Annotated in this window: 16 protein-coding genes; 6 read left to right on the top strand and 10 right to left on the bottom strand. The window is 66.9% G+C overall.

What is annotated here, in order from left to right; genetic code table 11:
- The 3 genes from VF662_RS15745 to VF662_RS15735 all read right to left on the bottom strand — a co-directional run.
- The coding region (locus tag VF662_RS15745) for a biopolymer transporter ExbD (protein ID WP_464142898.1) at positions 1 to 183 on the bottom strand (183 nt) is incomplete at its 3' end.
- A gap of 86 nt (positions 184 to 269) precedes the next feature.
- Positions 270 to 1079 carry a MotA/TolQ/ExbB proton channel family protein gene (locus VF662_RS15740; RefSeq protein ID WP_464142897.1) on the bottom strand — a complete coding sequence of 270 codons (810 nt, stop codon included), beginning with the start codon at positions 1077 to 1079 and terminating at the stop codon, positions 270 to 272.
- Positions 1080 to 1133: 54 nt separating this feature from the next.
- Entirely contained in the window at positions 1134 to 1820 is a 687-nt protein-coding gene (locus tag VF662_RS15735; protein ID WP_464142896.1) for an energy transducer TonB, read from the bottom strand.
- A gap of 260 nt (positions 1821 to 2080) precedes the next feature.
- On the opposite strand from VF662_RS15735, the gene VF662_RS15730 reads away from it, so the two are divergent.
- Positions 2081 to 2902 carry a hypothetical protein gene (locus VF662_RS15730; protein ID WP_464142895.1) on the top strand — a complete coding sequence of 274 codons (822 nt, stop codon included), beginning with the start codon at positions 2081 to 2083 and terminating at the stop codon, positions 2900 to 2902.
- Here VF662_RS15730 and VF662_RS15725 read toward each other — a convergent pair.
- Positions 2899 to 3300, bottom strand: coding sequence for a dihydroneopterin aldolase (locus VF662_RS15725; RefSeq protein ID WP_464142894.1), 402 nt, complete (start codon positions 3298 to 3300; stop codon positions 2899 to 2901). The genes VF662_RS15730 and VF662_RS15725 overlap by 4 nt on opposite strands.
- On the bottom strand, positions 3293 to 4117 hold the full coding sequence (locus VF662_RS15720) for an SDR family NAD(P)-dependent oxidoreductase (protein ID WP_464142893.1): 825 nt from the start codon (positions 4115 to 4117) through the stop codon (positions 3293 to 3295). The genes VF662_RS15725 and VF662_RS15720 overlap by 8 nt, the downstream gene beginning before the upstream one ends.
- 16 nt (positions 4118 to 4133) lie before the next feature.
- Between VF662_RS15720 and VF662_RS15715 the strand changes: the two genes are divergently transcribed.
- The 4 genes from VF662_RS15715 to VF662_RS15700 are packed head-to-tail and all read left to right on the top strand — an operon-like array spanning position 4134 to position 6840.
- Entirely contained in the window at positions 4134 to 4703 is a 570-nt protein-coding gene (locus tag VF662_RS15715) for a DUF1285 domain-containing protein (RefSeq protein WP_464142892.1), read from the top strand.
- Complete coding sequence (locus tag VF662_RS15710) at positions 4700 to 5302, top strand: CoA pyrophosphatase (protein ID WP_464142891.1); 603 nt, start codon at positions 4700 to 4702, stop codon at positions 5300 to 5302. Before VF662_RS15715 ends, VF662_RS15710 begins: the two co-directional genes overlap by 4 nt.
- The gene (locus VF662_RS15705) at positions 5299 to 6510 is read left to right on the top strand and encodes a CCA tRNA nucleotidyltransferase (RefSeq protein WP_464142890.1); all 1212 of its coding nucleotides are present in this window, start codon (positions 5299 to 5301) and stop codon (positions 6508 to 6510) included. Before VF662_RS15710 ends, VF662_RS15705 begins: the two co-directional genes overlap by 4 nt.
- A gap of 51 nt (positions 6511 to 6561) precedes the next feature.
- A complete protein-coding gene (locus VF662_RS15700) occupies positions 6562 to 6840 on the top strand; it encodes a hypothetical protein (protein ID WP_464142889.1) in 279 nt (92 codons plus the stop codon).
- Positions 6841 to 6874: 34 nt separating this feature from the next.
- Here VF662_RS15700 and VF662_RS15695 read toward each other — a convergent pair whose 3' ends face one another.
- The 4 genes from VF662_RS15695 to VF662_RS15680 all read right to left on the bottom strand — a co-directional run bounded on the left by VF662_RS15695 (position 6875) and on the right by VF662_RS15680 (position 9427).
- Positions 6875 to 7231, bottom strand: coding sequence for a DUF4186 domain-containing protein (locus tag VF662_RS15695; protein ID WP_464142888.1), 357 nt, complete (start codon positions 7229 to 7231; stop codon positions 6875 to 6877).
- A 10-nt stretch (positions 7232 to 7241) separates the two neighbouring features.
- Positions 7242 to 7940, bottom strand: coding sequence for a pirin family protein (locus VF662_RS15690; RefSeq protein ID WP_464142887.1), 699 nt, complete (start codon positions 7938 to 7940; stop codon positions 7242 to 7244).
- 78 nt (positions 7941 to 8018) lie between these two features.
- A complete protein-coding gene (locus VF662_RS15685) occupies positions 8019 to 8702 on the bottom strand; it encodes a glutathione S-transferase family protein (RefSeq protein ID WP_464142886.1) in 684 nt (227 codons plus the stop codon).
- A gap of 98 nt (positions 8703 to 8800) precedes the next feature.
- On the bottom strand, positions 8801 to 9427 hold the full coding sequence (locus VF662_RS15680; RefSeq protein WP_464142885.1) for an FMN-dependent NADH-azoreductase: 627 nt from the start codon (positions 9425 to 9427) through the stop codon (positions 8801 to 8803).
- An 89-nt stretch (positions 9428 to 9516) separates the two neighbouring features.
- On the opposite strand from VF662_RS15680, the gene VF662_RS15675 reads away from it, so the two are divergent.
- Positions 9517 to 10452 (top strand): LysR family transcriptional regulator, encoded by a 936-nt coding sequence (locus tag VF662_RS15675; RefSeq protein ID WP_464142884.1) that lies wholly within the window; start codon positions 9517 to 9519, stop codon positions 10450 to 10452.
- 429 nt (positions 10453 to 10881) lie between these two features.
- Here VF662_RS15675 and VF662_RS15670 read toward each other — a convergent pair whose 3' ends face one another.
- A complete protein-coding gene (locus VF662_RS15670; RefSeq protein WP_464142883.1) occupies positions 10882 to 11061 on the bottom strand; it encodes a hypothetical protein in 180 nt (59 codons plus the stop codon).
- Positions 11062 to 12107: the final 1046 nt, after the last annotated feature.

Below are 12107 nucleotides of genomic sequence, written 5' to 3'. Positions count from 1 at the left end.
GGTGGTGGTCGGCTCGAACCGGACCTTCGGAAGCTCCATCGGCACCGACTGGATGACGACCGGAACGGTGATGAGGAAGATGATCAGGAGCACCAGCATGACGTCGACGAGCGGCGTCGTGTTGATGTCGGACATCGGGGTTTCTTCGCCGTCTCCGCCTGCCGGGCCGGTGCTCATGGCCATAGTCTGTTATTCCTATCTCGAGATCGTCAAAGGTCGCTCGCCCCGGTGAGCGGGCAAGGCCCCCGGCCTCGCCCGCTGGTCCCGGATCAGAGCTTCTTGGGGCTGCCGGTCGTGGTGCCGGTCGCGCTGCCCGTGGCGGTGGTGCCGCCGGGGCTCGCCGCACCCGGAGCAGCCGAGCCGCCCCGTGCCGCGGCGACGGCCGGGCGGACCGTGCCGCCGGACATCATGTAGCCGTGGAGATCGTTCGAGAAGCGTGCGAGCTCCTCCAGGACCGACTTGTTGCGGCGCATCAGCCAGTTGTAGGCCATCACGGCGGGAACCGCGACGGCAAGGCCGAGTGCGGTCATGATCAAGGCTTCACCGACCGGGCCGGCGACCGCGTCGATCGAGGCCTGGCCGGCCGCGCCGATCTTGATGAGCGCGCGATAGATGCCGATCACCGTGCCGAACAGACCGATGAACGGAGCCGTCGAACCGACCGTCGCGAGAAGAGCGAGACCGGTCGACAGCCTGGAAGCGATCGCACCCTGGCTGCGGGCGAGGGAGTTCAGCATCCAGTCGTGCTGATCGATCGGATCGGTCAGCTTGTCGTGCTGCTCGAGGGCGGTGATGCCGTCGTCGACGATCTGGCGATAGGCGCTGTTCTTGTCGAGCTTGCCGGCGCCTTCGCGCAGGTTCGCCGATTGCCAGAACGAAGCCCTGGCCCGCTTGCCCTGGTTGATGATCTTCTGCTGCTCGAACAGCTTCACGAACAGGATGTACCAGGACGCCGCGGACATGATCACCAGGATGATGAACACGGTCCAGGCGATGGTGCCGCCCTGCTCGAGTGCAGCCATCAGGCCATAGGGGTTCTCGCCTGCGCCGTGGCCGGCTCCTGCTGCTGGGGTGGTCATGATATCTGCTTTCCTCTCAGTTCGAATGAAGAATGTGGTGGTACAGGAGCAAACCTAGTCTGCCGGCAGCCGCCACGTGATACGCGCGCTCGTCGTGTCCGTCGTCGGATTGCCGCTGGTATCCCGGGCCGGCGTGAACTTGGCACGCTGGCGCATGATCCTGCAGGTGGCGTTGTCGAGAGCGGTCGATCCGCTCGAAGACGTAACCGTGCAGTTGGTCACCCGGCCGTTGGCTCCGATCTCGAGCCGGAAGCCCGTCGTACCCTGCTCCTCCGCGCGGATCGCCGATTCAGGATAATCGGCATCGGACACGTAGGAAGCGAGGTTCGCGCGCGCCTTTGCAGCCTCGACCTTCACCGGCGCGGGAGGAGGCGGCGGAGGCGGCGGAGCCGGCGGAGCCGGCGGCGCGGGAGCCGCTGTCACCGTTGGAACGAACGGCGGCGCCACAGGTGCAGTCTGCATCGTCGGCGGCGCGATGTTGGTGCGCACGATCGGCGGCGGCGAGACGACCGGCGGCGGAGTCACCTGCTGCGGCGTCTCCGGCGGCGGGGGCGGCGGCTCCTCTTCAGGGGGCGGCGGCTCCTCCTGCACGTCGAATGTCTTGAGATCCTCGGCCGCCTTCTTGATCACATTATAGGCAAGGCCGGTGATAAATGCGTAGCCGAGAAGAGCGTGAAGCAGCGCGACGATCGCGATCGCCGTGATGCGGCCCCGGCTCATTCCTTGATCAGCATATGCCATTAGGCAGCCACACTCCCTCTCACCAAATTTCTGCCAGGGTTCGGCGAACAAACAACGCAGCCGAAGCAATCCGGGTCCATCGATGTCTTACTATATCATCGACAGGGATGGTGTCCTTATCGCGGCAGTTTCGGCTGCGCAATGCTTCAATGGGCCGGGGGATTTCCCCAGAAACCCGCTGCAATCTGCGGTTAATGCGTCTAACTCCAACACTTAGACCGGGAATTTCGATCGGGAGGTGATCGCAGCCGATGCCGCTAATGAACTCTATTGGGACGGCCGTCGCCGCTTTGCTCCTCGCCGCCGGAGCACGTGATTCGGCTCCGGCGCCGCAGGGCCCGCAGCCGACCTATGCCGATCTTGCGGATCTTGCGCTGGCGGCACCCGTCGCCGCGCATGTCCGGCTCAACCGCGCCGTGGCGCTGAAGCCGGCCGAAGCAGGAAATCTGCCGCCGGGCCGAGCGCGTTTCTACATCGTCGCGGACGTCGTGGCCGTGATCAGCGGCGCTCAGGGCCTTCCGACGCGGGTGAGCTACCTCGCCGATGTCCCTGCTCCGGGAGGAAAGTCGCCGAAGCTCGCGAAAAAGAGCGAGTATCTCGTCCTTGCCCGGACGGTACCGGGCAGGCCCGGCGAGCTGCAGCTGATCGCCCCCGACGCTCAGCTTCCCTTCGCGCCGGAGCGGGCCAATATGATCCGGTCGATCATGCGCGAGTCTTCGGCGGCGGATTCGCCGCCCCGCATCAGCGGCATCAGGCGGGCCTTCCACGTGCCGGGGACGGTGCCGGGCGAAAGCGAGACCCAGATCTTCCTCGACGCCGCGAATGCGCGCCCCGTCTCCCTCAGCATCCTCCGCCGGCCGGGAATGGCGCCGCAATGGGCGGTTTCGCTGAGCGAAGTCACCGACGATGCCGCCGCGCCGCCCGCCCGCAACACCCTGCTCTGGTATCGGCTCGCCTGCACGCTTCCGCGGACCATTCCCGCTCAGAGCTATGCCGATGCGCCGGAACATGCGCGGGCGATCGCGGCCGACTATCAGGTGGTGATCCAGGGCCTCGGCCCCTGCGTCCGCACCCGGGGCTAGAAGGAAGCGAGGTCCACGCCCACGCCCGCGCAAGCGGGGTAGATGTCCGGCTTCCGCGTCGAGACCCTCAGCGCCGCGACGCCGTGCCGCGCCGCCACGAGCTCGTAGATCGCCCGCGCCAGCGTCTCCTGGAGATTGTAGCGCCTGGCCCCGGCGATCGCGATGATCTCGCTGCGCAGGAAATCGTAATCCCATGCGCACGCGACCTCGTCCCGGCTCGCGAACGCAGCCTCTTCGAGCCACACTTCGACGCTCACCGTCAGCCGCTGCGGATTGCCGACCTCGAACGCGTGGAAGCCGATATCGACCGGAAGCACCAGATCCTGGAGCACGATCTTGTGCGTCTTCGGCCGGAGCCCGGCCGGAACGAGCCCGTCCAGCTTCAAAACATCATTCATCGCTCTGCTCCAGGAACTGGACGTCGCGCGGCAACGACAGGAAACGCTGGCCGCCGTCGAGTGTGATCACCTGCCCCGTCAGCGTGGGAGTGGCGACGATGAAGCGAAGCGCAGCCACGATCTCGTCGACGTCCACGCCTCGCCGAAGCGCGTTCAGCGCATGCACCTGCTCGAAATTATCCCGGCTCTGCGGCCCCGATACCAACGTCACCGAAGGCGCGATCCCGCAGACGCGGATGCGGCGGGCGGCAAAGGCGCGGGCCGTCAGCTCCGTCAGCCCGGCAAGCCCCATCTTTGACACGGTGTAGGAGAAGAAATCCGGATTGGGCTGCGAGAGCTTGGCGTCGAGCAGGTTCACGATCAGCCCGCCCTCCCCGCCGGCCGCCGCCGCGAACGCCTGCGACAGCAAAGCCGGAGCGCGAAGGTTGATCGCCTGGTGCGCGTCCCATCCTTCCAGCGTGAAATCCTCGGCAGCGTCGTAGGAAAAGCGGGATGCATTGTTCACCAGCAGCCGAAGCGAAGGCAGCCCCCCGGCGGCGCCAACGATCTTTGCCGCCGCACCTGGGTCCGCCAGCTCGGCGGCAACCACCGCGGCGTTTCCAACCTCCTCCGCAAGCGCCTCCGCTTCGGCGACGGACCGGTTGCAGTGGATCAGCACATGCCATCCGTCCTCCGCAAGCGCACGGACGATCGCGGCGCCGATGCGCTTCGCGCCGCCCGTGACGATCGCCGTCCGTGGTCCCTCGAATTCCGCCGCCATCCCGGCGCGATAGGAGCGGGCGAACCGTGCGGCAAGCTTTGCGCTCGGCCGTCGCATCCCCTAGCTAGGGCCGATGCCGATGCCCGACGTCCCGACCGACCTCTCAAGCCTGTCCCTCGCCGAGATTGCGCGCCTTGCCGAGGAGAAGAAGCTGCCGCCGGTCGACAAGTGGAACCCATCCCATTGCGGCGACAGCGGCATGCGCATCGCCCACGACGGCACCTGGTTTCACGAAGGGAGCCCGATCGGCCGACCGGCCATGGTGCGCCTCTTCTCGACGATCCTCCGCCGCGAGCAGGACGGGGGCTTCGTGCTGGTGACGCCGGTCGAGAAGCTCGACATCGAGGTGGAGGACGCGCCGTTCGTCGCCGTGGAGCTCAAGACGGAGGGTTCAGGGGAAGACCGATCGCTCGCTTTTCGCCTCAACACCGGCGATTTGGTTATCGCGGGGCCGCAGCACCCGCTCCGGCTGGGCCAGGGCGAGGACGGGCCGCACCCGTATCTGCTGGTCCGCCCGGGGCTGGAGGCGCTGATCGGCCGCTCCGTCTATTATGAGCTGGCAGAGATCGCGCTTTCCGAAGGCGCGGAGCCGCCGGGCGTCTGGAGCGGCGGCGCCTTCTTCCCGCTGGATGCCGGCCGGTGAGCCTCGCCGACCGGCTGCGCGACGCCCTGGAGAGGGGCCGCACACGCTCCCCCATCCTGCTCGAGGGCGACCTCAGGGATCCGTTCCTTGCCGAGGAGCAGGCGGTAACGCCGGCCGCCGTGCTGGTTCCGGTCGTCGACCGGCCGAAGCCGGGGGTGATCCTCACCGTCCGGACCGATCTGATGCGGAAGCATGCCGGCCAGGTCGCTTTCCCCGGCGGCCGGATCGACCCGGAGGATGACGGCCCCGTCGCCGCCGCGTTGCGGGAGGCGAGAGAGGAGATCGGACTTTCGCCCGATCAGGTCGAGCTGGTCGGCATGGCAGACCCGTATCGCACGATCACCGGCTATCAGGTGACGCCCGTGGTGGGCGTTATCCCGCCCGATCTGCCGCTGGAGCCGCAGCCGAACGAGGTCGCCGCAATCTTCGAAGCGCCGCTCCACCACATCCTCCGGCCGGAGCACCAGATCGTGCGCACGGTGGAATGGCGCGGCAGCCAGCGCTCCTATTACGAGATCGAATGGGAGGGCCGGCGCATCTGGGGCGCGACCGCTGCGATGATCGTCAATCTGAGCCGGCGGCTGGAGCTTGCGGCATGAAGCTTCTCCCCGCCCCCTGGCGCGAGCGCCCCGGTCTGCGCCCGCTCCTTGCAGCATTGGAGGCTGCCGAGGGCCAGACGCGGTTCGTCGGCGGCTGCGTCCGCGATACGCTGCTTGGGATCTCCGTCAGCGATGTCGATCTCGCCACGCGCCTGCAGCCGGAGGAGGTGATGACTCGACTCAAGCGCGCCCGGATCCGCGTCGTGCCGACCGGAATTGCCCACGGCACCGTCACTGCCGTGCTGTCCGACGGGCCGGTCGAGGTCACGACGCTCCGCCGCGACGTCTCAACCGACGGCCGCCGCGCCACCATCGCCTATACCGAAGACTGGCGAGAAGACGCCTCCCGCCGCGATTTCACGATCAACGCCCTGTCGGCGGATCCGGAGACGGGCGAGATTTTCGACTATTTCGGCGGCGAGGCCGATCTCGAGGCGCGCCGGCTCCGCTTCATCGGCGATCCCTTGACCCGGATCGCCGAGGACCATCTGCGCATCCTCCGCTTCTTCCGCTTCCATGCCCGGTTCGGCCAGGGCGAACCCGACGCCGCCGCCCTCGGTGCCTGCATTGCCCGCGCCAACGACCTGATGGCGCTCTCCCGCGAGCGCATTGCCGACGAGCTCCTGAAGCTGCTCGCGCTCCCCGACCCGGCGTCGACCGTGGCGCTGATGGTCGATCGGGGCATCTTCGCACCGGTGCTTCCCGAGTTCGGCGCCGACGGCGTGGTCCGTCTCGTCGAGCTGATCCGCCGCGAGCAGGCGGCGGACGAGGCGCCGGAGCCGGTCCGCCGCCTCGCCGCTCTCCTCCCCCCTGATCCTTCGGCGGCGGCTGCGGTCGCCGCGCGCCTGCGCCTTTCGAAGAAGGTGGCCAAGCGGCTCGTCTCCGCTGCCGCGCGTGCCGACGAGCAGGCGGCAGATCCGAAGGAGCTCGCCTATCGGCTGGGGATGGAGGGGGCGATCGACCGCCTGCTGCTCGGCGATGATTCGGCGGCGGCGAAGGTGGCGCTGCTGCGCTCGTGGCCGATTCCCCGCCTCCCCCTGACCGGCGGCGAACTCATCAAACTGGGCCTCAGTCCCGGCCCCTTGGTTGCGGCGACGCTTCAGGCGATCGAGCGGGACTGGATCGCGGCCGGCTTCCCGCCGGAGGAGGATCGGCTGCGGGAACTCGCTGCAGCACGAGTGGAAAAGGCTCTGAGCGGGAACGGCTGAAGCGCCTCCTCCCAAACGTGCTAAATAATCATGGTTAACGGCGGAGCAACCATGCCGGACGCTCGTTTGCGCGAGGTCGGACCGGCATTGTGGCCGGCCGGCTATCAGGGAGAAACGAAGATGCGCGTTTTGAGCCAGAACGAACTCGTCCACGTCACCGGCGCCGGCGGCAGCTCGGGCTGCTACACTCCGCCTCCGCCCTCCTACTGCCCGCCGTCCCCGCCGAGCTGCCCGCCTTCGAAGAGCAAGAGCAAGGGCAATAACGGCTACGGCAATGGCGGCGGCGACGGCGTTCCCGGCCGTTCCGGCAAGCAGGACTACAACCGCTAGAAGCCGAGGAGGGCCGCTCCGCCACGGGGCGGCCCTACCCGTGCTGGCGCTCCCGGAGCCAGCGCTCCAGCGCTTTCAGCACATGCGCGCTTTCCCGCTCATCGAGCGGGCGGCCTTGCGGGATGCCGTGCCACTTGGCGAGGCAGGAGCGGCAGCAGGTCGCGGTCGCGTGCTGCGCGATGAACACCGGGTGCCCCCGCATCGGCGTCTGCTTGCCGTCGTTCGGGGGATGCGCGGGCGCCAGGCGCCGCTCGATGAAGTCGCGGCCATGCGCGAGCACCGTCTCGATCCCCTTCGCCTCCAGATACGCCCGCTCGCCATCGCCCAGCCGGAAGCGGCTCCGAAACCGCGAGTGCGGAAGCTTCGCGAAGACCTCGTCCAGCTCCCGCACCCGGGCTGCCTTAGCGGGCGTCGACGAGGACGATCTCGGTGTCCTCGTTGGCCAGGATCTCGACCCGCTCCTCGCCGGTGATCGCGACCCCGTCGCGTGCCTCGGCGCGGACGCCGTTCACCGCGATCGAGCCGTTCACGGGCACCAGATAGACGTGCCGCGCCGGATCGAGCTGCAGCCCCGCCTTCTCCCCGGCCTTCAGAGTCGCGCCCATCACACGCGCGGCGGCGTTGATCTTCAGCGCCTCCGAATCGTCGGCAAAGCCGCTTGCGAGCGTCACGAAGCTGCCGGCGCGGTCGCCCTTGGGGAACTCCTTCGCCCCCCAGCTCGGCTCGGCGCCCTTCCTATCGGTCAGCACCCAGATCTGGAACAGGGTCGTCGTCTCGTCCTCCAGATTATATTCGGCGTGGCGCACGCCGGTGCCTGCGCTCATCACCTGCACGTCGCCGGCGCCGGTGCGGCCCTGGTTCCCCATCGAGTCCTGGTGCGTGATCGCGCCCCGGCGGACATAGGTGATGATCTCCATGTCGCTGTGCGGATGCGGCGGGAAGCCGGAGCGGGCGGCGATCTCGTCGTCGTTCCACACCCTGATCGCGCCCCAGCCCATGCGGGCCGGCTCATAATAATTGGCGAAGGAGAAATGGTGCCGGGCATTCAGCCAGCCATGATCGGCGTGGCCGAGCGAAGCAAAGGGACGGATATCGATCATGCTCAATTCCTTCGGCCCGCCGGAGCGAACTCCGGCGGGCTCATCCAGTGTTGAAAATGGGGCTTGTCCGCCCCCGGCTCAAGCGGCTTCGGCGAGGTCCAGCGAGGCGAGGTGGGAGCCCTTGCCACGAATGAAACGCTGCAGCGCCTCGAGATAGTCCGGCGCCACGGCCCCGCGGACGCTGGCGCGCTCCGACAGCGCCTCGCGCCACGCCTTAAGCTTCGGCCTCCCGTCGAACGGGCTCTCGCCGGTGATTCGGTCGAACAGGTCGAAATAGCGGAAGGCAGGAGCGAAGGCTGCGTCGACGAGCCCGAAGCGGCCACCGGCGAAATAGGGCCCCTCGCCCAGCGTCTGCTCGAGACGGTCGAACTTGGCCGCGATCGCCTGCCGCTTCTCCTCGAAGGTCCGCTGGTCGGCGGCGGTGTAATAGCCGTAGATGTCCGCCAGCGTCGCCGAAGCGAACTCGATCCACGCCCGGTGCCGCGCCTTTTCGAGCGGATCGGCCGGGTGAAGCTGCGGCGCCAGCGTCTCGTCCAGATACTCCGCGATCACCGCGCTTTCGAACAGCACTTCTTCGCGCCCGTCCTGCTCGACCACCAGCACCGGCACCTTGCCGAGCGGGGACAGCTTCAGGAACCAGTCGGGCTTGTTGGCGAGGTCGATATTGACGCGCTCGAACGGCACGCCCTTCTCGGCAAGAACGATCGCTGCCCGCTGCACATAGGGGCAGAGCGCAAAGCTGATCAGACGGAACTTGGCCATTTTTCTTCTCCCTGTATGAATGTGGTGATCCGTCCGCCCGCCGGCACAGGGGGGCAGTGACGCTCGGCGCGGCGGACGGATCTCGGGCACTGCTGCAATCAGGCAGCAAGCGCCCATTCGGACTGGGCGAAGCCGGCGAGCTGCTCGACCGCTTCCGCGATCGCCGCGGCCGCGGCGTCCGGCCCGAAAGCAAGCTTCTCGGCGCGAACGAAGGTCACGTCGGTGATGCCCATGAAGCCGAGCAAGGTGCGGATGTGCGGCTCCTGATTGTCCATCACCGCCGCCGGGCCTTCGCTGTAGAGGCCGGCGCGGGTTTCGATCACCACCGCCTTCTTGCCCGTCACCAGCCCCTCGGGACCTGCCTCGGTGTAGCGGAAGGTGACGCCGGCGCGCAGCACATGGTCGAACCAGGTCTTGAGCGTCGAGGCCATGCCGAAATTGTACATCGGGGCGCCGATCACGATCAGGTCCGCGTCCTTCACCTCCGCGACGAGCGCATCCGACAGCGCAAGCGCCTCACGCTCCGCATCGGTGCGCGCCACGCCGCGGATCGCTCCCACGGTTTCCGCCGTCAGGTGCGGGATCGTGCTCGCGCCGATGTCGCGGCGGACGATGTGCACGCCCGGCTCGCGCTCACTGAGGCGCTCGGCGACCTCGCCGGTGAGCTTGCGCGAAACCGATGCCTCGCCGGTCGCCGCGCTGTCGATGATGAGAACCTTGGTCATGTCTACCCTCCAGAAACTTGCTGAAGGGGATTTAAGCCTCTATCGGTGTTGCCGGTAGACGGACAACATGCACTGAGGTGTTGCGCTATATGGAACGCTCTTCGGTCGATCTGGTGGATGTGCTCGCCTTCGTTCGGGTGGTCCAGACGGGCGCCTTTGCCCGCGCCGCCGAGCGCATGGACATCTCCAAGTCGATCCTCAGCCGCCGCGTCGCACGCCTGGAGGAGCAGCTCGGCGCCAAGCTTCTCACCCGCACCGCGCAGGGCGCTCAGCCGACCGACATCGGCCAGGCCTATTATGAGCGCGCCTCCAACATCCTTACGGACCTGGAAGCAGCGCAGGAGATCGTCGCCGACGCGGTCACCCAGATTGCAGGCCCGATCCGGATCACCGCCCCCCTCTCCTTCGGGACCCAGCACCTCGCGCCCGCGCTCGCCGACTTCGCGCGCATGCATCCGAAGGTGGAGCTCGACGTCTCCCTGAACGACCGCACCGTCGATCTCCTCGGCGGCGGCTACGACATGGCCGTGCGCATCGGCAACCTTGCCGACAGCGCGCTCATCGCCCGCCGCATTGCACCCGTGCGCGGCGTCGTCGTCGCAAGCCCCATTTATCTTGACGCGCGCGGCCGCCCCGGCCATCCGCGCGATCTCGCCGATCACGACCTCCTCTTCTACGCCAACATCCCGACATACGAGCAGTGGCGCTTCCGCGTCGGCAACCGTTGGGAACATGTGAAGGGCCATGCCCGCTTCCGGGCAGACAATGGCGAGATGCTTCGCGAAGCCGCCTGCGCCGGGCTCGGCATCGTCATCCTCCCGAGCTTCATCGCTTCCGCCGCAATCGAGGCCGGCAAGCTCGAGGTGCTTTTGCGCGATTATCCGATGGAGGAGATCGGCCTCCACCTCGTCATGCCCCCCGGCCGCGCCTCCACCGCCCGCATCCGTGCCCTCATAGACTTCCTCAGCCAGCGCTTCGGCCCCGAGCCGAACTGGGACCCCTGCTGGATGGCCGGGAAATGCTGATAGCCGTTGAGAGGCTTGGGCCACTGAACTAAAATTGGGGGATGGAAACCGTCAGCATTTACGACGCGAAGAGGCACCTATCCGAGCTGATCGCGCGATATCGCTGGTGAACCCTTTATCATCGCGGACGCCGGCAAGCCGCTCGTCAAGGTCGAGCGCATCGAGGCGCCCGAGCTGCCGCCGAAGCGCCGGCTGGGAATGCTGAGAGGCAAGTTCGCGGTCCCGGACGACATCAAGGCTCCCTTCGCCGATGACATCGAACAGATGTTCGACCGCGGCAGCGACGCTGGCGAATGAAGCTCCTGCTCGATACTCAACTGCTCTTGTGGCTGACGATCGAACCCGAGCGACTCTCCGCCGAGGCGGGAGATCAATGAGGACCGGGCCAACGATCTCGCCTTCGCGCCATCAGCATCTGGGAAGTGGCCATCAATCGCGCTCGGACGCCCTGACTGCCAGGCGGATCCCGCGGAGCTCCGAGACGCGCTCCTTTCGGACGGCGATGGCGAGCTCGCCTTGTCCTCGCTCGATGCTCTCGGAATCGAAAAGCTCCCGCCCCTCCACCGGCACCTCTTCGACCGCGCCCTCCTCGCCCAAGCCGCAAACCACGGCCTGGTCCTCCTCACCGCGGATCGCGAGCTGAGCCGCTACCCGAGCACTGTTCGCGTTTGATTTAATCGCGGCGGGGCTGCACAACTAAGTAGAATATGAAATAGAGTATTCCACAGGCGGCTGTTCCTGCCACAATAGCCATTCGGGCGCCCAAAAGCCAGAACACGATCGCGCTCAATGCAGATAAAGCAAGTGCCAGTGCCGGTGGATCGTGCAACTTCATCTCAGGTGCCTCCCGTCCGCTTCACCGTCCGCATCGCACGGCCGGTGATCCTGCTGTCTTAACGGCGGAAGTTCCAACAAGAGCTCCCGCGCGCGCCACGTCGCCCACGTCTGCCAAGTACCGCGCGCTGCCAATGGGGCCACCCACTACGCTAATAGCGACATTGAGTATAATCTGACCGAGGTCTATCAGAACTCCCTTGAGATTAACTCCTCCGGCCTGCGCGCGAGCTTGTTCGTACAGGGGATTGTTCACAAGCTTACCCTGGCCGTTTCTAACATAGACGTTATTGCGGTAACCTGCAGAAGTATATCCCTTGGGCACCGGATAGTTGCGAGATGCGGGCGGTAAAGGAGCGGCCGCGCAGCGCGGAGGCGCTGGAGGCGGGGGGTTGCGAGGCCGTGCATTCGCGCAATTAGCCGGCACTTGGCAATCGGGCGTCGGCCACTGTACTCCACGCGCCCCTCCGAGGCTCCAGCCTGGGTCTCGACCGTCTCCTCCACCGCTGTTCCAGCAGACCTCACGCATCGAACCCAACTGCACGACTGGATTGCCTTGACCGTCCACGGTAACCGACCCCTTCTCCCGGAACGACACGCACTGCGCCTCAAGACCCGTGGGGTCGGTGAAGTTCACCGGGTCGCCCTTCACATAGGCGTACATGTTCATGCCGTCGTCCTATCCGAGCGGGTCCGGTTGCATGAAGCGGCCGTAGGGGCGGCATGGGTCCGCGGAGCGGCTTCTGCGGCGGAGGGGGATCGCCCGCTTACTGTCCCTGGGGTTCAAAAACATTTTCCGTTCCTTCCTGTCGAAATCTGAA

This window comes from Allosphingosinicella sp. (assembly GCF_036387215.1).
GTDB lineage: Bacteria > Pseudomonadota > Alphaproteobacteria > Sphingomonadales > Sphingomonadaceae > Allosphingosinicella.
This window is presented reverse-complemented; position numbering and strand designations above follow the sequence as displayed.